A 20,896-nucleotide genomic window follows, 5' to 3' on the forward strand; every position below is an offset into this window, starting at 1 on the left:
CCGGATGCGGGCCCATCGGCCTCCTGCGGATACCATCGGCATGTCCCATCCTGTTCCCTTGTCAACGTCCCGGAAGGGGGCCTCTCGCGTGAGTGTGCTCGACGAGATCATCGACGGCGTCCGCGCCGACCTCGCGGAGCGGCAGGCGCGCGTCAGCCTCGACGAGCTCAAGGAACGCGCGGCCCGCGCTCCCCAGGCCAAGGACGGAGTCGCCGCCCTGCGCGGCGAAGGCGTGACCGTCATCTGCGAGGTCAAGCGCTCCAGCCCCTCCAAGGGCGCCCTGGCCGCCATCGCCGACCCTGCCGCGCTCGCCGCGGACTACGAGGCCGGCGGCGCGTCCGTCATCTCGGTCCTCACCGAGGAGCGCCGCTTCGGCGGATCGCTGGCCGACCTGGAGGCAGTCCGCGCCAAGGTCGACATCCCGATCCTGCGCAAGGACTTCATCGTCACCTCGTACCAGCTGTGGGAGGCACGCGCCTACGGCGCCGACCTCGCCCTGCTGATCGTCGCCGCCCTCAGCCAGGACGCCCTCGTCTCCCTCATCGAGCGCGCCGAGTCCATCGGCCTCACGCCGCTGGTCGAGGCGCACGACGAGGAGGAGGCGGAGCGTGCGGTGGAGGCCGGTGCGAAGATCATCGGCGTCAACGCGCGCAACCTGAAGGACCTCAAGGTCGACCGCTCCACCTTCGAGCGCGTCGCACCCGAGATCCCCGACCACATCGTCAAGATCGCCGAGTCCGGTGTCCGCGGACCGCATGACCTCATCGCCTACGCCAACGCGGGCGCCGACGGTGTGCTGGTCGGCGAGTCCCTGGTCACCGGCCGTGACCCGCGTGCCGCCGTCGCCGACCTGGTCGCCGCCGGCGCCCACCCGGCGCTCAGGCACGGACGGAGCTGACTCAGGGCCTTTCGTTCGGTCCGTGCCGGGCTCGCGGGGTCCGGCACGCGCGGCTGCGGCGTTGTCGTCGGTCGCCAATGCTCCGCAGTGACTCCCTCCTCCGCCTTGCAGCCGCACGCACCGGACCCCGCTCCCTGATCCGGCCCGATCCGAACGAAAGGCCCTGCCCGTGACCCCCGACCGTTCCGCGCTCCGTCCCCGGCCGGGCCTGCGCCCCGCCGGGGCGCGGCAGCCGCGTGGGCGGGACCCGCACGCGCCGCTGGCGCGCGGCTGCCGCCCACGCGGCTGCCGCGCCCCCGCACGCCGTGTGCACGGCAGGCGGGTGCGGTACGTGATCGGTGACGAGCCCGGTCAGGTCAACGGCATGCGATGGCGCACGGGGCCCGCGCAGTAGAGCGAGCCCCGGCCGTCGCCCCCGCCTGTCCGGCGGATCAGCACGACCACACCGCCCGGCCGCCACGGCCGCGGCGGAGCTCCGCTCACGGCGCAATACGGTGACCCCACCCATTGCCATGCCGAGGAGCACGTCGAGATGTCGTCCGACTTCTTCATTCCGGACCCGGAGGGTCTGATCCCCAGCGCCGAAGGCTACTTCGGCGCGTACGGCGGAAAGTTCATCCCGGAGGCGCTCGTCGCCGCCGTGGACGAGGTCGCCGCCGAGTACGACAAGGCCAAGGCCGACCCCGCCTTCGCCGCCGAGCTCAACGAACTGATGGTGAACTACACGGGCCGGCCCAGCGCCCTGACCGAGGTGGCACGCTTCGCCGAGCACGCCGGCGGCGCGCGGATCTTCCTCAAGCGCGAGGACCTCAACCACACCGGTTCGCACAAGATCAACAACGTGCTGGGCCAGGCGCTGCTCACCAAGCGCATGGGCAAGACCCGTGTCATCGCCGAGACCGGAGCCGGCCAGCACGGTGTCGCGACCGCGACCGCGTGCGCGCTCTTCGGCCTCGAATGCACCATCTACATGGGCGAGATCGACACCGAGCGGCAGGCGCTGAACGTGGCGCGCATGCGGATGCTCGGCGCCGAGGTCATCGCCGTGAAGTCCGGCTCCCGCACCCTCAAGGACGCCATCAACGAGGCCTTCCGCGACTGGGTCGCCAACGTGGACCGCACCCACTACCTCTTCGGTACGGTCGCGGGCCCGCACCCCTTCCCGGCGATGGTCCGCGACTTCCACCGCGTGATCGGCGTCGAGGCCCGGCGCCAGATCCTGGAACGGGCCGGCCGGCTGCCGGACGCCGCCATCGCCTGCGTCGGCGGCGGCTCCAACGCCATCGGGCTCTTCCACGCCCTCATCCCCGACGCGGGCGTCCGCCTCATCGGCTGCGAGCCCGCCGGACACGGTGTGGAGACCGGCGAGCACGCGGCGACCCTGACCGCGGGCGAGCCCGGCATCCTGCACGGCTCGCGCAGCTACGTCCTCCAGGACGACGAGGGCCAGATCACCGAGCCGTACTCCATCTCGGCCGGTCTGGACTACCCGGGCATCGGCCCGGAGCACGCCTACCTGAAGGACGTCGGCCGGGGCGAGTACCGCGCCGTCACCGACGACGCGGCCATGCAGGCGCTGCGCCTGCTCTCCCGCACCGAGGGCATCATCCCCGCCATCGAGAGCGCACACGCGCTGGCCGGGGCGCTGGAGGTCGGCAAGGAGCTCGGCAGGGACGGCCTGATCCTGGTCAACCTGTCCGGCCGCGGCGACAAGGACATGGACACGGCGGCGCGCTACTTCGGGCTGTACGACACCGACGCGGCCGTCGAGGCCGACGCGGGCAGCGAAGGCGCCGAGATCGAGGGGGACGTCAAGTGAGCGGCAACATCGAGCTGCTGAACACCACTCTCGCCGCCGCGAAGGCCGAGAACCGGGCCGCGCTGATCGCCTATCTGCCGGCCGGCTTCCCGACCGTGGACGGTGCCATCGAGGCCATCAAGGCCGTGGCCGCCGGCGGCGCCGACGTCGTCGAGGTGGGACTGCCGCACAGCGACCCCGTACTGGACGGCCCCGTCATCCAGACGGCCGACGACATCGCGCTGCGCGGCGGCGTGCGGATCGCGGACGTGATGCGCACGGTCCGTGAGGCGCACGAGGCGACGGGCATCCCGATCCTCGTCATGACGTACTGGAACCCGATCGACCGGTACGGCGTCGAGCGCTTCACCGCCGAGCTCGCCGAGGCGGGCGGCGCCGGGTGCATCCTGCCCGACCTGCCGGTCCAGGAGTCAGCCCTGTGGCGCGAGCACGCGGACAAGCACGGTCTCGCGACCGTGTTCGTCGTCGCGCCCAGCAGCAAGGACGAGCGCCTCGCGACCATCACGGCGGCGGGCTCCGGCTTCGTCTACGCGGCGTCGCTGATGGGCGTCACGGGCACCCGGGTCTCCGTAGGCGAGCAGGCCCAGGACCTGGTGGGGCGCACCCGCGCCACCACCGCCCTCCCGGTCTGCGTCGGCCTCGGCGTGTCCAACGCCGACCAGGCCGCCGAGGTCGCCGGCTTCGCCGACGGCGTCATCGTCGGCTCCGCCTTCGTCAAGCGGATGCTGGACGCTCCCGACGAGACGGCCGGCCTCGCGGCCGTCCGCTCCCTGGCGGCCGACCTGGCCGAAGGTGTTCGAAAGCGCTGACAGCCGTCGTCACCCGAACGGGTGGACCTGGGGCCGGGGAGGCACGCGAGTGCCTCCCCGGTTCGTTGCTGCGGGTGTGAGCGAGAAGAACCAAGAGGGAAAAAGGGCCGCGCGAGACCGGCTGATCCAGCAGCGCGAACAGGCGAAGGCGCACGAGCGCCGACGCCGCACGCTGATCGTCTCCGCGGCCGTGGTGGGGGTGCTGGGGCTGGCCGCCGTCGTCGGCGTGATCGCGGCGAACACCGGCGGCAAGGGCGACAAGCCCAAAGCGTCCGGGCCCGCCGTCGCGCCGTCCGGAGCGACCGGTAAGGACAGCCTGATCATTCCGGTGGGAGCGGACGACGCCCCGTCCACGCTCACGGTCTGGGAGGACTTCCGCTGCCCGGTCTGCGCCCAGTTCGAGAACGCCTTCCGCGACACGATCCACCAGATGGAGCAGAGCGGACAGCTCAAGGTCGAGTACCACTTCGCCACGCTGATCGACGGGAATCTCGGCGGCAGCGGCTCGCTCAAGGCGGCCAACGCGGCGGCCTGCGCCCAGGACGCCGGCAAGTTCCCCGCGTACCACGACGTCCTCTACCGCAACCAGCCGCCGGAGTCCGACGACGCCTTCGGCGACAACGGCAAGCTGATCGACCTGTCCAAGCAGGTCGAGGGGCTCGACACGCCCACGTTCCGCAGCTGTGTGGAGGACGGTGCGCACGACGCCTGGGTGGTGAAGTCCAACACCGCGTTCGAGAAGGGCGGATTCCAGGGCACACCGACGGCCCTGCTCAACGGCGAGTCGATCTTCCCCAAGAAGGGGGACGAGCCCATCACCGTGGCCAACCTGAAGAAGTGGGTCGCCGAGGCCAACAAGGGCAAGAAGCCGGGCACCGTCACACCGGCCCCCTCCGGCTCCTGAGAGCCGCGCAATCGGGGGAATCGATGACCGGCTCGTTACCCAGACGTTGTCGGGCGGGTTGCCGTACGTCCCGCCCGGCAGGGTAGCGTCGACGGTGCCATGAATCTTGCCTACATTCCCAGCCCGTCGACCGGCGTGATCGATCTCGGACCGATCCCGCTCCGCGGCTACGCGTTCTGCATCATCATCGGTGTCTTCGTCGCCGTCTGGTTCGGCAACAAGCGCTGGGTCGCCCGAGGCGGCACCGCCGGCACAGTTGCCGACATCGCCGTCTGGGCCGTGCCCTTCGGCCTGGTCGGAGGCAGGCTCTACCACGTCATCACCGACTACCAGCTGTACTTCAGCGACGGTGAGGACTGGGTCGACGCCTTCAAGATCTGGCAGGGCGGCCTCGGCATCTGGGGTGCGATCGCGCTCGGCGCGGTCGGTGCCTGGATCGGCTGCCGCCGCCGCGGGATCCCGCTGCCCGCCTGGGCCGACGCCCTCGCACCCGGCATCGCCCTGGCCCAGGCCTGCGGCCGCTGGGGCAACTGGTTCAACCAGGAGCTGTACGGCCGTGCGACCGACGTCCCCTGGGCGCTGAAGATCAGCGAAGGCCCCAACCGGGTCGCCGGCACCTACCACCCGACGTTCCTGTACGAGTCGCTGTGGTGCGTCGGCGTGGCGTTCCTGGTGATCTGGGCGGACCGCCGCTTCAAGCTGGGGCACGGACGGGCGTTCGCGCTCTACGTCGCCGCGTACTGCGCGGGCCGCGCCTGGATCGAGTACATGCGCGTCGACGAGGCCCACCACATCCTGGGCCTGCGCCTGAACGTGTGGACCGCGCTGATCGTGTTCGTGCTGGCAGTGGTGTACATCGTGATCTCGGCGAAGGTACGGCCGGGCCGCGAGGAGGTCGTCGAGCCCGGGGCCCTCGACGCCGCGGGCGCCGAGGACGGGGAGTCCGGCGAGGCCGGTACCGGCGACACGGAGGCCGACGGCACGAAGCCGGTCGAGGCCGAGACCGACGCCGACGCCGAGACAGACGCCGCCGAGGAAGCGCCGAAGTCGAACGGCGAGGCGGAGACGGCCAGGGGCTGACTCCGGCACACAGACGACGACGAGGGGCCGCCGAACCATTCGGCGGCCCCTCGTCACGTCCGTCCCGCGGCACGGTGTCCTCAACTGCCGGACGGACCCGATTCCGCCGCCCCGCTCACCGCCCCCGCACCGCCAGGGCCAGCGTGCGATGGGCCTGGGCCACCACCGCCGCGTCCACGAACCGGCCGTCCGGCAGGGCCAGCGCACCCGCCTGGGCCCGGGCCGCCTCGACGATCTCCTGCGCGGCCTCGACCTCCTGCCGGGTCGGCCGGAACGCCCGCTCGATCACCGGGAGCTGCCGGGGGTGGATCGCCGCCCGGCCGAGGAACCCGAGCGTCCGCCCATGGGCGCAGGACGCCCACAGCCCGTCCAGGTCCCGGACGTCCGGGAACACCGACTGGACGGGCGGGGCAAGACCGGCCGCCCGGGCGGCGACCACCACCCGGCTGCGCGACCAGTCGAGCCCCGCATCGTCCCGTACTCCCAGATCCGCCCGCAGGTCCGCCTCGCCGAGGGCGATGGAACGCACCTGCGGATGGGCGGAGGCCACGCTGTACGCGTGCTCGATGCCGAGGGCCGACTCCAGCAGCGGACAGAGCGCGACCCCCGGGGCCAGCGCCGCGAGGTGATGGACGGATGCCGCGTGCGTGATCTTCGGCAGCCGCAGCCCGGCGAGGCCCGGCAGCCCGGCCAGGGCCAGCACGTCCGTCTCGTCGTTGACCCGGACGTGGACCGGCGGCGCGGTGGGGGAGGCCGGCTCGGAGAGCAGCTCGACGGCGGCCGACCGCGCGTACTCCTTCCGGTCGGGGGCGACGGCGTCCTCCAGGTCGACGATCACCGCGTCCGCCCCCGCGTCGCAGGCCTTGCGCACCACATCCGGCCGGTCGCCGGGGACGTACAGCCACGTCAGCGGGGTCTCGGCGGTCACAGCACACGCTCCGACCGCAGCGCCGCGATCTCCGCACCGCTCAGCCCGAGCCCGGTGAGGATCTCCTCCGTGTCCGCCCCGTGCGGCCGCCCCGCCCAGCGGATCCCGCCGGGGGTGCCGGAGAGCCGGAAGAGGACGTTCTGCATCCGCAGCGGGCCCAGCTCCGGGTCGTCGACCTCCGTGATGGAGTCCAGGGCCCGGTACTGCGGGTCCTCCATCACGTCCCGGACGTCATGGATGGGTGCGATGGCCGCCTCCGCCTTCTCGAACTCCGAGACCGCCTCGTCCCGGGTGCGGCGCGCGATCCAGTGGCCGACCGCCTCGTCGAGTTCGTCGCTGTGCTCGGCCCGGGTGGCACCCGAGGCGAACCACGGCTCCTCGATCAGCTCCGCCCGGCCCACCAGCCGCATCACGCGCTCCGCGACGGACTGCGCCGAGGTGGAGACGGCCACCCACTGCCCGTCCGAGGTCCGGTAGGTGTTGCGCGGGGCGTTGTTGCGCGAGCGGTTGCCGGTGCGCGGCTGGACGTACCCGAGCTGGTCGTACCAGAGCGGCTGCGGGCCGAGCACCGTCAGGATCGGCTCGATGATCGCCATGTCGACGACCTGGCCCACGCCCGTGCGGTCCCGGCCGGCCAGCGCCGCCATCACGGCGAACGACGTGGCGAGCGCCGCGATCGAGTCGGCGAGACCGAACGGCGGCAGCGTCGGAGGGCCGTCCGGCTCCCCGGTGATCGCCGCGAACCCGCTCATCGCCTCCGCGAGCGTGCCGAAGCCGGGCCGGTGGGCGTACGGGCCGAACTGGCCGAAGCCCGTGACCCGGACCAGCACCAGCCGCGGGTTGACGGCGTGCAGCTCCGCCGGGCCGAGCCCCCACCGCTCCAGCGTGCCCGGCCGGAAGTTCTCGATGATCACGTCGGTGCCGGCGGCGAGCCGCAGCAGCAGATCGCGGCCGCCCGGGCAGGACAGATCGAGCGTGAGATTGCGCTTGTTGCGGCCGAGCAGCTTCCACCACAGACCGACCCCGTCCTTCGTCGGGCCGTGCCCCCGGGACGGATCGGGCTTGCTCGGATGCTCGACCTTGATCACATCGGCGCCGAAGTCGCCCAGCATCGTGGCGCAGAGGGGGCCCGCGAACAGGGTGGCGAGATCGACGACCCGCAGCCCGGTCAGGGGCGCCTCGCCCGGCGCGCTCATGCGGCGTCGATTTCGCTGCGGTACGGCATGGAGACCGAGGCGCCGGGCTTCTGTACGCAGAGCGCGGCGGCGGACGAGGCCCAGGCGACGGCCTTCGGTACCGGCTGTCCCTCGCCGAGCGCCACGGCGAGCGTGCCGACGAACGTGTCCCCGGCGCCGGTGGTGTCGACGGCGGTCACCTCGGGTGCGGGGAAGTGGACGGTCTGGCCGCCCCGGGCCGCGTACAGGCAGCCCTTAGAGCCGAGCGTGATGACGAGCGCCGGCACCTGGCTCAGCAGGATCTCGGCCGCCGCGTGCGGTTCGGAGTGGCCCGACAGTTCGGCCGCCTCGTACTCGTTGGCGATCAGCAGATCGACACAGTCGAGGAGTTCGGCGGGCAGCTGCTGTACGGGGGACGGGGTGAGGACGGTGCGCACCCCCTGGGCATGACCGGCCCGCGCCCCCTCGATCACGGCGGACAGCGGCAGTTCCAGCTGGAGCAGCAGCAGATCGGCCTCGGCGATCGCGGCGATCTCGCCCGGGCCGAGCGCGGTGACGGTGCCGTTGGCACCGGGGATGACGACGATCGCGTTGGAGCCCTTGCCGTCGACCACGATGTGCGCGGTGCCGCTGGGGCCTTCCGCGGTGTGCAGGAGGTCGGTGTCGACGCCCGAGTGCTCCAGGTTCTCCCGCATCCGGAGGCCGTACTCGTCGTCGCCCACCGCGCCGATCATCATCACGTCGCCGCCCGCGCGGGCGGCGGCGACGGCCTGGTTGGCGCCCTTGCCGCCGGGAATGGTGCGGAACTCCCGTCCGGTGACGGTCTCCCCGCGCTCCGGAGCCCGGTCGACGTAGGCCACAAGATCCATATTGGTGCTGCCGAGCACCGCGACTTTGGTCATGGGCGGAGTGCCTCCTCGTGGGTGAGCCGGGTGGTCCGGGTGAGCCGGTGGGTCAGGTCGGCGAGGGTGTCGAAGCCGACCGCGTCGAAACCGGTGACGGACGTGGCGAGCCGGTTCTTCAGCGGGGTGGTCCACCGGTCGGGCAGCGCGTCCGGCCGCCCGGCCAGCAGACCGGCGAGCGAACCGGCGGTCGCCCCGTTGGAGTCGGTGTCCCAGCCGCCGGACACCGCACGGCAGACCGAGCCCGTGAAGTCGCCGTCGGCATGGGTGAGGGCGGCGGCGAGCAGAGCCGCGTTGGGCAGCACATGCACCCAGTGATACCTGCCGTACGCCGCGTGCAACCGGTCGACGACCGTATCGAAACTCTTCTCCTCGCGGGCCGTGGCGATACCGTCCCGTACGGCCTGCGCGAACCGCGAGTCCGGGGGCACCACGCGCAGTCCGGCGGCGAGGCACCCGTGCACATCGGCTTCGCCCCCGGCCGCCTCGGCGAGCGCGGCCGCGGTGAACATCGCGCCGTACACCCCGTTCCCGGTGTGGGTGAGGACCGCGTCCCGGTGGGCCTGTTCCGCGGCGGCGGCCGGATCGCCGGGATGGGTCCAGCCGTGCACATCGGCGCGGATCTGCGCCCCGATCCACTCTCGGAACGGATTGCGGTGGCGGGCGGTGTCCGGCGGTTCGACGCCGTCGAGCAGATTGCGGTACGCGATCCGTTCGGCGGTGAACGTCCGGCCCGCCGGAAGCTCCTCCAGCCAGAGCCCGGCCAGGTCGGCGGTGGTGAAGGAACTTCCGTACCGCTGGAGCAACAGCACGGTGAGCAGCGGGTAGTTGAGGTCGTCGTCCTCGGGCATGCCGTCGATGTTCTCGGCCAGCGAGGTGGACGCGGAACGGCGGTTCCAGGGGTAGGTGGCCGCCAGCGCCGGGGGCAGGCCGCGAGCGGTGAACCAGGTGCTCAGCGGCCAGTTGCCGGTGGCCCGGGCCAGGGCGCGGATGCCCTCCAGCGGCAGCTTCTCGACCGGCTTTCCGAGCAGGCAGCCGACGGCGCGGCCCAGCCAGGCCGCGTGCAGCCGTTCGCGGTCCACGGCGCCCGGCTCCGTGCGGGGGTGCGGCCACTGCGGGCAGGCGTCCCGGATCGCGTCGAGGGGGGTCGGTTCGGCGTCGGCCAACGGCGAATCCAGCAGCGCGAGTTCGTCCAGCAGGTGTGCGGCGACCGCGCGCAGCTCCGGAGGGGCCGGGGGCGCCGACGCGCCCGCGCGGTCCGGGGCGGGCGAGCCGCCGGCCTCGTACCACCGGCGCTCGATGTCCCGGGCGTCCCGCCCGTCCTCGGCGGCCAGCCTCAGCTCGTGCCCGACCAGGTCCTCGGGCTGGACCCAGGTGGCCCGCACCAGGGCGGTCATGGCCGGCCCGCCAGTACGGCGAAGGCGTCCTCGTGGGCGCGGCGGCGGGCCGTGTCGTGCGCGAACACCTCGCGGGCGACCTCGGCCAGGTCGCGGGCCGGGGCGTGCAGATCGAGGCGGCTGGCCTCGCCGACCGCCGCCGCCCAGTCGGCCGGGATCGCCCGCTCGCCCTGCAGCGCGCCCGCGATCGCGCCGCTCATCGTGGCGATCGAGTCGCAGTCCCGCCCGTAGTTGACCGAACCGAGGACCGCCTGCCGGTAGTCCCCGTCCGCGGCCAGCAGCATCCCGAGCGCGACGGGAAGCTCCTCGATGGCGTGCAGCCGCGACGGGCGGCGGGCGCCGAGCGACGGTGCGCGGTAGTCGGGGCCGACCGTGTCGAAGGGGGCGACGGCCTCCCGCAGCGGAGCGGTGGCCGACTCGACGTCCCGGTACCGGCCGGCCGCCTCGCAGACCGCCTCGATCGCGGCCGCGGTCCCGTCCTTGGCCAGCGACAGGCACGCCTCGACGACATCGGCGGGCGTCGCCCCGGGTGTGCAGGCGGCGGCGACCGCTGCCGCGAACACGCCGGCCGCCTCCCTGCCGTAGCTGGACTGATGGGCGCCCGCGACATCGAGTGCCTCGGCGTACGCGGCCTGCGGATGGGCCGCGTTCACCAGACCGACCGGGGCCATGTACATCGCCGCCCCGCAGTTGACGATGTTCCCCGAGCCCGCCTCGCGCGGGTCGACATGGCCGTAGTGCAGCCGGGCGACGATCCACTTCTCGGCGAGGAAGATCCGCTGCAGCGGCAGCGCCTCGGCCTCCAGTTCCGGGATCCAGCGGGGGCCGGAGATCAGCTCCGGTACGAGGTGGGCGGCGACGGAGTACGCGTCGAGATGGCCGCGGACCTTCCCGTACACCCGGATCAGCGCATGGGTCATCAAGGTGTCGTCGGTGACGTGCCCGTCACCCTTGTGGTACGGCGCGATGGGGCGGGCGGTACGCCAGTCGTCGCCGTCCCACGGGCCGACGACGCCGGTGATCCGCCCGCCGTGGCGCGCCACGATCTGCTCCGGGGAATAGCCCTCGACCGGACCGCCGAGCGCGTCGCCGACGGCGGCGCCCACCAGCGCGCCCGCGATCCGTTCATCGAGCGTGGGCGCCGCGGGCGTCGTGGGGGGTGCGGACCTCGTGGGCGCCAGGGGCGCTGTGGATGTCATGTCCGAATTGTCCACCCAGGGGCACCGGTTCCGTGTCTGCCAGCAGCCCGGCGAGTTCGATCAGATCCGTCCCCGCGAAACGGGGCAGCGCGCACCCCGCCAGGGTGCGGCACGCCTCGCGCCAGCCGTCGGGCACGGCGGTGACCGAGCCCAGCGCCCCGGTGAGCGCACCGGCCAGGGCGGGGGCCGAGTCGGCGACCCGGGAGAGGCAGGCCGCCGACGGCACGGCCTGCGCGATGTCGCCCCGGGCCGCGGTTGCCAGGGCGAGGGCGACGGGAACGGTCTCGGCCGCGGCGATCCCGTAGCTGTAGACGTGGTCGACGATCTGATGCTCCAGCACCGGTACGAGAGCGAACGCACCGGCCCGCTCACCGGCGAAGTCGCGGGCGATCCGGACAGCGTGCGCGGCGTTGCGGGCGATCTCGGTGCCCTCGGGGAGCTGGGCGAGCGCGGCGTTCACCGCGGTGTCCACGTCCGCACCGCCGAGCGCCTGTGCGACCGCGGCGGCCATCGCCCGCGCCCCGTGCACCCCGTCGCCGTCCTGGGTGTAGCGCGCGTCGAACTCCGCGAGGTCGGCCGCCGCCCCGGGATCGCCGGGGTGCACGACGGCCAGCACGGCGGCCCGCACACACGCCGCGTCGTCGAAGTAGTGCGGGTTGTCGTGGCCGGTGGCGGGCGGTCGGAGACCGGCGGCGAGGTTGCCGAGCCCGGCCCGGACCGAGATCCGGGCCCGCAGCGGCAGCACCGCCGACTCGACCTCCGGAGCCCGGGCGGCCGCGGCGGCGACCTCGGCGGCCAGCGCGTTCCAGGCGGCGTCCACGGCGGCCCGCATCCGGCGTCCGGGGGAGAGCCCCTGCAGCGCGCCGGCCGCCGAGGTGAGCACGGTTCCGGCGGCGAACGCCGCCCATTCGGCGTCGTCGGAGGGACCGAGCCGCAGGGGCTCGGGCGGCTGGTTGAGCGCGATGGGGACGGGCAGTGTGGTCGTCGCGTTCTGTTCGGCGAAGGTGTCGAGCTCGCGGGTCAGACGCCGGGTCCACTCCGGCATCCGGGCCGCGCGGTGCCGCGCGGCCGGCCACCCGGCGGCATCCCCGGCGGCCAGTCCGAGCAGCAGTCCCTCGATCCGGGCCCGGCGCGACGGGCGCGGCCGGGCGGCTCCGGGGCCGCCCTCGGTCCGTGGGGTGTCCCTGGCCGTGGTCATCGCCCCACCGCCGTCACGGAGGCGGGTGCGGCCTCCGCCTCTGCCGCCGACGGGGGAGGCGGCGGAGGCGCGCCCCCGCCCCGTTCCTCCGTCTCGTCCGGGGTGAGCAGTTCCGCGATGTCCAGGACGTGGTAGCCGCGCATCGACGGGAGGCAGCTGCCGCGGACCGGGCCGATCGCCTCCGCCCAGTTGCGCGGGATGGCCGACGCCCCGTGCAGCGCGCCGGCCAGGGCGCCCGCCACCGCGGCGGTCGTGTCGGCGTCGCGGCCCATGTTGACCGCGGTCAGCACCGCCGTACGGAAGTCCCCGCGCGCCGCCGCGAACGCGCCGAAGGCAAGCCCCACCGCCTCCGGCGCCAGGTCCGTCCACGGGTAGCCGCCGATGACGACGGCCGATCGGACCGCCCTCTCCCTCGTGAGGCGGTCGGGACAGGGGCGCTGCGCGGCCGTCACCGCCCGGCGCAGCGAGCGCGCCGTCCATGAGTCCATCGGTACGACGGAGAGCGCGGCGGCGATGACGGAGGTGACCCCGCCCCCCGTCATCGCGGCCGCCACCCCGGCCGCCACCGCCTGTCCGCCGTAGATGCCCTCGCCGTCATGGCTGACCCGGCCGTCCACCGCGACCAGCCGCGCCGCCTCCGCGGGCCGGCCCGCGGCGAAGACCCCGAAGGGGGCCGCCCGCATCGCCAGACCGTCGCTCCAGGCGTGCCGGTGCTGGGCGGAGATCGGGGCGGCCAGGCCCCGGCGCAGGTTCTCCAGCGTGCCCCGCTCGCTGAAACCGGCGCCGCGGAACGGCCCCTCGTCCAGATCGGCGATCCACAGGTGCCAGGCCCGCTCGACCTGGGTGACGGTCAGCGCCGAACCGTGCCGGGCCAGCAGCAGCCCGGAGAAGATCGCGTACTCCGTGTCGTCCGTGCCCGCCGGGTCGTCGCTCACGAAGCCCTCGATCCGGCCCCAGCGGCGGCGGATCTCGGAGGGCCGCATGTTCTCCGCCGGGGCGCCCAGCGCATCGCCGACCGCGAGGCCCAGCAGCGCGCCCCTGGCCCGGTCACCGAGGCCGCCCCGGGCCGGAGCGGCCGGGTCCGGAGCCCCGCGTACCGCCGCCCGTGTGCCGTTCGTCCGCGGCATTGCCGGATTTCCTGCGGTCAGCTCCATCGCGTCGACCCTCCGCTCGTCCCGAGCCAGTACTCGTCCCTGTGGGATCTGTGCCACGCGGAGCCACGACAGAGGCCGGTTATCACCACAAAAGGGCCACTCGGATGACGGCCTTCGGACAGCAAGGCAAGGCGTACCTATGCGGTTACGGAGGGTGGTAAGTACGGCCTGCCTTGCTGGCGGGAGCCATTTTTCGTGCGTACTTTCGATGGTGTCGAGCGGGGCGGAGCGTACGAATTCCGCTGCCGGAGAAGGGGAGAGCTGTGTCCATCATCGAGACCGACGCCGTACTGCACGAGGCGCACCGGGACAACCACACCCACCGCGACGTGAACGGTGGCTGGCTGCGTCCGGCGGTGTTCGGTGCCATGGACGGGCTCGTCTCGAACCTCGCCCTGATGACCGGCGTCGCGGGCGGTGCGGTCTCGCACCGCACGATCGTGATCACCGGCCTCGCCGGTCTGGCCGCGGGCGCCTTCTCGATGGCGGCCGGCGAGTACACCTCCGTCGCCTCCCAGCGCGAGCTCGTCGAGGCCGAGCTCGACGTCGAGCGGCGGGAGCTGCGCAAGCACCCCAAGGACGAGGAGCGGGAGCTCGCCGAGCTCTACGAGTCCCGCGGCGTCGAGCCGGCGCTGGCCCGCGAGGTCGCCCGGCAGCTGTCGCGCGACCCCGAGCAGGCCCTGGAGATCCACGCCCGCGAGGAGCTCGGCATCGACCCGGGCGACCTGCCGTCGCCCCTCGTCGCCGCCGTGTCCTCGTTCGGCGCCTTCGCGCTGGGTGCGCTCCTGCCCGTACTGCCGTTCCTGCTCGGCGCGGACGCGATGTGGCCCGCCGTGCTGCTCGCCCTGGCCGGACTCTTCGGCTGCGGCGCGGTGGTCGCCCGGGTGACGGCCCGCAGCTGGTGGTTCAGCGGGCTGCGCCAGCTGGTGCTGGGCGGCGCGGCGGCCGCGATCACCTACGGTCTGGGCGCCCTGTTCGGGGTCGCCGTCGGAGGCTGAGCCCCGCACCGGTACCGTCCACGGCCACGTACACCCTCCGGTGCACGTGGCCGTAACGTATGCGCCATCTGTGTGACGTACGTCCTGACCATCGCCACTGGGCGGATCAGCCGTACGCGACGTAAAATGAGACTCTATGCAGGACTACACATAAGTAGTCGTTACCCCGCGGTTTCGTTTCCTTTGCCGCTGGGCATGAGCCGTAGACACCGCAGGCAACGACGCCTGCTCTCTGCGGTCCCCCGGGCGCCGATCCTCCGACTGCGACCCACTTCACCGTCACGACGGTGTCCGTATGTTGGAACGAGCTATCCGCTTTTTGAGAAGCGTCCCATCATGTAATCTGCACGAAATTTCGCAGAGGGCCAACGTCGTCCCTCGGCACTGAAAATGCCACGACGACGACGGGAGAGCCGATGCGCACCGACGCCTGGTCGCCCATGGACGGTCGCCCCGCCCAGCAGGGGATGTACGACCCCCGCAACGAGCACGACGCCTGTGGTGTCGGGTTCGTAGCCACTCTGACTGGTGTGGCCGGCCACGAGCTGGTCGAGCAGGCGCTGACCGTACTGCGCAACCTCGAACACCGAGGCGCCACCGGATCCGAGCCCGACTCCGGTGACGGTGCCGGAATCCTGCTCCAGGTCCCGGACGCCTTCCTCCGCGAAGAGGTCCCCTTCGACCTCCCCGAGGCCGGTGCGTACGCCGTCGGCATCGCCTTCCTGCCCGCGGACGACTCCACCGAGGCCGTCCGCAACCTCGAGAAGATCGCCGCCGAAGAAGGCCTCAAGGTCCTCGGCTGGCGCGAGGTCCCGGTCACCCCCGACATCCTCGGCAACGGCGCCCGCGCCACGATGCCCGAGTTCCGCCAGCTCTTCGTCGCGGACGGCGAGAGCACCGGCATCGTCCTGGACCGCAAGGCCTTCGTACTGCGCAAGCGCGCCGAGCGTGAGACCGGGGTCTACTTCCCGTCGCTCTCCGCCCGCACGATCGTCTACAAGGGCATGCTCACCACCGGACAGCTGGAGCCGTTCTTCCCGGACCTCTCCGACCACCGCTTCGCCACCACGGTCGCGCTGGTCCACTCCCGCTTCTCCACCAACACCTTCCCGAGCTGGCCGCTCGCCCACCCGTACCGCTTCGTCGCCCACAACGGCGAGATCAACACGGTCAAGGGCAACCGCAACTGGATGAAGGCCCGCGAGTCCCAGCTCGCCTCCAGCCTCTTCGGCGAGGCGCAGCTCGACCGGATCTTCCCCGTCTGCACCCCGGACGCCTCCGACTCGGCCTCCTTCGACGAGGTCCTGGAGCTGCTCCACCTCGGCGGCCGTTCGCTGCCGCACTCGGTCCTGATGATGGTCCCCGAGGCGTGGGAGAACCACGACTCCATGGACCCGGCCCGGCGCGCCTTCTACCAGTACCACTCCACGATGATGGAGCCCTGGGACGGCCCGGCCTGCGTCACCTTCACCGACGGCACCCAGGTCGGCGCGGTCCTCGACCGCAACGGTCTGCGCCCCGGCCGCTACTGGGTCACCGACGACGGCCTCGTCGTGCTCTCCTCCGAGGTCGGCGTCCTGGACATCGACCCCGCGAAGGTCGTCCGCAAGGGCCGCCTGCAGCCCGGCAAGATGTTCCTCGTCGACACCGCCGAGCACCGCATCATCGAGGACGACGAGATCAAGGCGTCCCTCGCCGCCGAGAAGCCGTACCAGGAGTGGCTGGAGACCGGCGAGATCGAGCTGGAGGACCTCCCCGAGCGGGAGCACATCGTCCACACCCACGCCTCGGTCACCCGCCGCCAGCAGACCTTCGGCTACACCGAGGAAGAGCTCCGCGTCCTCCTCGCCCCGATGGCCCGCACCGCCGGCGAACCGCTCGGCTCCATGGGCACGGACTCGCCGATCGCCGCGCTCTCCGCGCGCCCCCGGCTGCTCTTCGACTACTTCACCCAGCTGTTCGCCCAGGTCACCAACCCGCCGCTGGACGCCATCCGCGAGGAGCTCGTCACCTCGCTGCGCTCCACGCTGGGTCCCGCGGGCAACCTCCTGGAGCCGACCGCCGCGGCATGTCGCAGCGTCACGCTGCCCTTCCCGGTGATCGACAACGACGAGCTGGCCAAGCTCATACACATCAACGCCGACGGCGACATGCCGGGTATGAAGGCCGCCACGCTCTCCGGCCTCTACCGGGTCGGCGGCGGCGGCGAGGCACTGGCCGCGCGGATCGAGGAGATCTGCACCGAGGTCGACGCCGCCATAGAGGACGGCGCCCGCCTGATCGTCCTGTCCGACCGCCACTCCGACGCCGAGCACGCGCCGATCCCGTCGCTGCTGCTCACCTCGGCCGTGCACCACCACCTCATCCGCACCAAGCAGCGCACCCAGGTGGGCCTGCTGGTCGAGGCCGGTGACGTCCGCGAGGTCCACCACGTCGCGCTGCTGATCGGCTTCGGCGCCGCCGCGGTCAACCCGTACCTGGCCATGGAGTCCGTCGAGGACCTGGTCCGGGCCGGCACGTTCATCGAGGGCATCGAGGCCGAACAGGCCATCCGCAACCTCATCTACGCGCTGGGCAAGGGCGTCCTGAAGGTCATGTCCAAGATGGGCATCTCCACCGTCGCCTCCTACCGCGGCGCCCAGGTCTTCGAGGCCGTCGGCCTCGACCAGTCCTTCGTCGACCGGTACTTCAACGGCACCGCCACCAAGATCGGCGGCGCCGGACTCGACGTCGTCGCCAAGGAGGTCGCCGCCCGGCACGCCAAGGGCTACCCCGCCTCCGGCATCTCCGCCTCGCACCGCGCGCTGGAGATCGGCGGCGAGTACCAGTGGCGCCGCGAGGGCGAGCCGCACCTGTTCGACCCGGAGACGGTCTTCCGCCTCCAGCACGCCACCCGCAACCGCCGGTACGACATCTTCAAGAAGTACACGGACCGGGTGAACGAGCAGTCCGAGCGCCTGATGACGCTCCGCGGCCTGTTCGGGTTCACCTCGGACCGCGAGGCGATCGACATCGACGAGGTCGAGTCCGTCTCCGACATCGTCAAGCGCTTCTCCACCGGCGCCATGTCGTACGGCTCGATCTCGCGCGAGGCGCACGAGACCCTCGCCATCGCGATGAACCAGCTGGGCGGCAAGTCCAACACCGGCGAGGGCGGCGAGGACGCCGACCGGCTCTACGACCCGGCCCGCCGCTCCTCCATCAAGCAGGTCGCCTCCGGCCGCTTCGGTGTCACCAGCGAGTACCTCGTCAACGCGGACGACATCCAGATCAAGATGGCGCAGGGCGCCAAGCCCGGCGAGGGCGGCCAGCTGCCCGGCCACAAGGTCTACCCGTGGGTCGCCAAGACCCGGCACTCCACCCCGGGTGTCGGTCTGATCTCCCCGCCGCCGCACCACGACATCTACTCCATCGAGGACCTGGCTCAGCTGATCCACGACCTCAAGAACGCCAACCCGGCGGCCCGCATCCACGTGAAGCTGGTCTCCGAGGTCGGTGTCGGCACGGTCGCCGCCGGTGTCTCCAAGGCGCACGCGGACGTCGTCCTCATCTCCGGCCACGACGGCGGAACGGGCGCCTCCCCGCTCACCTCCCTGAAGCACGCGGGCGGCCCCTGGGAGCTCGGCCTCGCCGAGACCCAGCAGACCCTGCTGCTCAACGGCCTGCGCGACCGCATCGTCGTGCAGACCGACGGCCAGCTCAAGACCGGCCGCGACGTCGTCATCGCCGCACTGCTGGGCGCCGAGGAGTTCGGTTTCGCGACCGCTCCGCTCGTCGTCTCCGGCTGCGTCATGATGCGCGTCTGCCACCTCGACACCTGCCCGGTCGGCATCGCCACCCAGAACCCGGTCCTGCGCGACCGCTTCTCCGGCAAGGCCGAGTACATCGTCAACTTCTTCGAGTTCATCGCCCAGGAAGTCCGCGAGATCCTCGCCGAGCTCGGCTTCCGTACGATCGAAGAGGCCGTCGGCCACGCCGAGCTCCTGGACACCGACCGTGCGATCACGCACTGGAAGGCCCAGGGCCTCGACCTCGCCCCGCTGTTCTACGTCCCCGAGCTGGCCGACGGCGCCGTCCGTCACCAGATCGCCGAGCAGGACCACGGTCTGTCCAAGGCCCTCGACAACGAGCTGATCAAGCTCGCCGCCGACGCCCTGAACGCCGACAGCCCCGAGTCCGCCCTGCCGGTCCGCGCGCAGGTCGCGATCCGCAACATCAACCGGACCGTCGGCACCATGCTCGGCCACGAGGTCACGAAGAAGTTCGGCGGTGCGGGCCTGCCCGAGGACACCATCGACATCACCTTCACCGGTTCCGCGGGCCAGTCCTTCGGCGCCTTCCTCCCCAGCGGTGTGACGCTGCGCCTGGAGGGCGACGCCAACGACTACGTCGGCAAGGGCCTCTCCGGCGGCCGCGTCGTCGTCCGCCCGGACCGCGGCGCCGACCACCTCGCCGAGTACTCCACCATCGCGGGCAACACCATCGCCTACGGCGCCACCGGCGGCGAACTGTTCCTGCGCGGCCGCACCGGTGAGCGGTTCTGCGTCCGCAACTCCGGCGCCACGGTCGTCTCGGAAGGCGTGGGCGACCACGGCTGCGAGTACATGACCGGCGGACACGCCGTCGTCCTCGGCGAGACCGGACGCAACTTCGCGGCCGGCATGTCGGGCGGTGTCGCGTACGTCATCGACCTGAACCGCGACAACGTCAACATCGGGAACCTCGGCGCGGTCGAGGAGCTCTCCGACACCGACAAGCAGTGGCTGCACGACGTCGTGCGCCGCCACCAGGAGGAGACCGGATCCACGGTCGCCGAAAAGCTTCTCGCCGAGTGGGACACCGCGGTGGCCCGCTTCAGCAAGATCATCCCGTCCACCTACAAGGCAGTGCTCGCCGCCAAGGACGCCGCTGAGCTCGCCGGTCTCTCCGAGCAGGAGACCACCGAGAAGATGATGGAGGCGGCGACCAATGGCTGACCCCAAGGGCTTCCTGACCACCGGCCGCGAGGTCGCCAAGACCCGCCCCGTCGGCGAGCGCGTCAAGGACTGGAACGAGGTCTACGTTCCGGGCTCGCTGCTCCCGATCATCAGCAAGCAGGCCGGCCGCTGCATGGACTGCGGCATCCCGTTCTGCCACAACGGCTGTCCGCTCGGAAACCTCATCCCCGAGTGGAACGACTACGCCTACCGCGAGGACTGGACCGCCGCGTCCGAGCGCCTGCACGCCACGAACAACTTCCCGGAGTTCACCGGGCGGCTCTGCCCGGCCCCGTGCGAGTCGGCGTGTGTGCTCGGCATCAACCAGCCGGCCGTCACGATCAAGAACGTCGAAGTCTCCATCATCGACCAGGCGTGGGACCGGGGCGACGTCACCCCGCAGCCGCCCGAGCGCCTCTCCGGCAAGACCGTGGCCGTCATCGGCTCCGGCCCGGCCGGACTCGCCGCGGCCCAGCAGCTGACCCGGGCCGGCCACACCGTCGCCGTCTACGAGCGCGCGGACCGCATCGGGGGACTCCTCCGGTACGGCATCCCCGAGTTCAAGATGGAGAAGTCGCACATCAACCGCCGCATCGAGCAGATGCGCGCGGAGGGCACCAAGTTCCGCACCGAGGTCGAGATCGGCAAGGACATGGACGCCGCGAAGCTGCGGCGCCGCTACGACGCCGTCGTCATCGCCGCCGGCGCCACCGTCTCCCGCGACCTGCCCGTCCCGGGCCGTGAGCTGAACGGCGTGCACTTCGCGATGGAGTACCTGCCGCTCGCCAACAAGGTGCAGGAGGGCGACCTGACGGTCTCCCCGATCACCGCCGAGGGCAAGCACGTCGTCGTCATCGGCGGCGGCGACACCGGCGCCGACTGCGTCGGCACCGCCCACCGGCAGGGCGCGCTCTCCGTCACGCAGCTGGAGATCATGCCGCAGCCGGGCGAGGACCGGAACGCCAACCAGCCCTGGCCGACCTTCCCCATGCTCTACAAGGTCACCTCCGCGCACGAGGAGGGCGGCGAGCGGGTCTACTCCGTCTCCACCACCCACTTCGAGGGCGACGAGGACGGCAACGTCCAGGCCCTCCACCTCGTCGAGGTGGAGTTCAAGGACGGTAAGCTGGAGCAGAAGCCCGGCACCGAGCGGCAGATCCCCGCACAGCTGGTCACCCTCGCGATGGGCTTCACCGGCACGGACCAGTCCAACGGCCTGGTCCAGCAGTTCGGTCTGGAGCTCGACGCGCGGGGCAACGTCGCCCGTGACGACGACTACGCCACCAACGTCGGCGGAGTGTTCGTCGCCGGTGACGCGGGCCGCGGCCAGTCCCTCATCGTGTGGGCCATCGCCGAGGGCCGCTCCGCGGCACGCGGCGTGGACCGCTTCCTGACCGGAGCCAGCGCACTGCCGGCCCCGATCCGCCCGACAGACCGTTCCCTGATGGTCTGATCACGG

General features: G+C 72.2%; 16 protein-coding genes. 9 read left to right on the forward strand and 7 right to left on the reverse strand.

Features of this window, described 5'->3' with window-relative positions:
* Window positions 1–88 precede the first annotated feature (88 nt).
* The 6 genes from trpC (at window position 89) to lgt (ending at window position 5,510) form a co-directional block, all read left to right on the forward strand.
* Complete coding sequence (trpC, locus tag ACGFZA_RS33745) at window positions 89–898, forward strand: indole-3-glycerol phosphate synthase TrpC (protein ID WP_385279580.1); 810 nt, start codon at window positions 89–91, stop codon at window positions 896–898.
* Between the two features lie 208 nt (window positions 899–1,106).
* On the forward strand, window positions 1,107–1,292 hold the full coding sequence (gene trpM / locus ACGFZA_RS33750; RefSeq protein ID WP_393684407.1) for a tryptophan biosynthesis modulator TrpM: 186 nt from the start codon (window positions 1,107–1,109) through the stop codon (window positions 1,290–1,292).
* Window positions 1,293–1,430: 138 nt separating this feature from the next.
* Window positions 1,431–2,717 carry a tryptophan synthase subunit beta gene (gene trpB, locus ACGFZA_RS33755; protein WP_393684195.1) on the forward strand — a complete coding sequence of 429 codons (1,287 nt, stop codon included), beginning with the start codon at window positions 1,431–1,433 and terminating at the stop codon, window positions 2,715–2,717.
* Window positions 2,714–3,526, forward strand: coding sequence for a tryptophan synthase subunit alpha (gene trpA / locus ACGFZA_RS33760; RefSeq protein ID WP_393684197.1), 813 nt, complete (start codon window positions 2,714–2,716; stop codon window positions 3,524–3,526). Before trpB ends, trpA begins: the two co-directional genes overlap by 4 nt.
* Before the next feature lie 76 nt (window positions 3,527–3,602).
* On the forward strand, window positions 3,603–4,430 hold the full coding sequence (locus tag ACGFZA_RS33765; protein WP_385279588.1) for a thioredoxin domain-containing protein: 828 nt from the start codon (window positions 3,603–3,605) through the stop codon (window positions 4,428–4,430).
* Between the two features lie 99 nt (window positions 4,431–4,529).
* Window positions 4,530–5,510, forward strand: coding sequence for a prolipoprotein diacylglyceryl transferase (lgt, locus tag ACGFZA_RS33770; RefSeq protein ID WP_385279591.1), 981 nt, complete (start codon window positions 4,530–4,532; stop codon window positions 5,508–5,510).
* A 115-nt stretch (window positions 5,511–5,625) separates the two neighbouring features.
* Here the strand turns inward: lgt and ACGFZA_RS33775 are convergent, their stop codons facing one another.
* From ACGFZA_RS33775 to ACGFZA_RS33805, 7 genes are read right to left on the reverse strand one after another with little or no spacing between them, the layout of a single operon-like run.
* Complete coding sequence (locus ACGFZA_RS33775; protein ID WP_385279594.1) at window positions 5,626–6,438, reverse strand: HpcH/HpaI aldolase/citrate lyase family protein; 813 nt, start codon at window positions 6,436–6,438, stop codon at window positions 5,626–5,628.
* Window positions 6,435–7,634 carry a CaiB/BaiF CoA transferase family protein gene (locus tag ACGFZA_RS33780; RefSeq protein WP_385279597.1) on the reverse strand — a complete coding sequence of 400 codons (1,200 nt, stop codon included), beginning with the start codon at window positions 7,632–7,634 and terminating at the stop codon, window positions 6,435–6,437. Before ACGFZA_RS33780 ends, ACGFZA_RS33775 begins: the two co-directional genes overlap by 4 nt.
* A complete protein-coding gene (gene rbsK / locus ACGFZA_RS33785; RefSeq protein ID WP_393684201.1) occupies window positions 7,631–8,515 on the reverse strand; it encodes a ribokinase in 885 nt (294 codons plus the stop codon). Before rbsK ends, ACGFZA_RS33780 begins: the two co-directional genes overlap by 4 nt.
* Window positions 8,512–9,912, reverse strand: coding sequence for an ADP-ribosylglycohydrolase family protein (locus tag ACGFZA_RS33790; protein ID WP_393684203.1), 1,401 nt, complete (start codon window positions 9,910–9,912; stop codon window positions 8,512–8,514). Before ACGFZA_RS33790 ends, rbsK begins: the two co-directional genes overlap by 4 nt.
* Window positions 9,909–11,111 carry an ADP-ribosylglycohydrolase family protein gene (locus tag ACGFZA_RS33795; protein WP_385279605.1) on the reverse strand — a complete coding sequence of 401 codons (1,203 nt, stop codon included), beginning with the start codon at window positions 11,109–11,111 and terminating at the stop codon, window positions 9,909–9,911. Before ACGFZA_RS33795 ends, ACGFZA_RS33790 begins: the two co-directional genes overlap by 4 nt.
* Window positions 11,038–12,309: an ADP-ribosylglycohydrolase family protein gene (locus ACGFZA_RS33800; RefSeq protein WP_393684205.1), complete on the reverse strand. Its 1,272-nt coding sequence runs from the start codon at window positions 12,307–12,309 to the stop codon at window positions 11,038–11,040. The genes ACGFZA_RS33795 and ACGFZA_RS33800 overlap by 74 nt, the downstream gene beginning before the upstream one ends.
* A complete protein-coding gene (locus ACGFZA_RS33805) occupies window positions 12,306–13,463 on the reverse strand; it encodes an ADP-ribosylglycohydrolase family protein (RefSeq protein WP_385279610.1) in 1,158 nt (385 codons plus the stop codon). Before ACGFZA_RS33805 ends, ACGFZA_RS33800 begins: the two co-directional genes overlap by 4 nt.
* Before the next feature lie 263 nt (window positions 13,464–13,726).
* On the opposite strand from ACGFZA_RS33805, the gene ACGFZA_RS33810 reads away from it, so the two are divergent.
* The 3 genes from ACGFZA_RS33810 (at window position 13,727) to ACGFZA_RS33820 (ending at window position 20,890) form a co-directional block, all read left to right on the forward strand.
* Window positions 13,727–14,461 (forward strand): VIT1/CCC1 transporter family protein, encoded by a 735-nt coding sequence (locus ACGFZA_RS33810; protein WP_385279613.1) that lies wholly within the window; start codon window positions 13,727–13,729, stop codon window positions 14,459–14,461.
* 416 nt (window positions 14,462–14,877) lie between these two features.
* A complete protein-coding gene (gene gltB, locus ACGFZA_RS33815; protein WP_385279616.1) occupies window positions 14,878–19,437 on the forward strand; it encodes a glutamate synthase large subunit in 4,560 nt (1,519 codons plus the stop codon).
* Window positions 19,430–20,890, forward strand: a complete 1,461-nt coding sequence (locus ACGFZA_RS33820; RefSeq protein WP_385279620.1) for a glutamate synthase subunit beta — start codon at window positions 19,430–19,432, stop codon at window positions 20,888–20,890. Before gltB ends, ACGFZA_RS33820 begins: the two co-directional genes overlap by 8 nt.
* Window positions 20,891–20,896 lie beyond the last annotated feature (6 nt).

Origin of the sequence: Streptomyces sp. NPDC048211, from assembly GCF_043202315.1 — a bacterium.
In the GTDB taxonomy this organism is placed as follows: domain Bacteria; phylum Actinomycetota; class Actinomycetes; order Streptomycetales; family Streptomycetaceae; genus Streptomyces.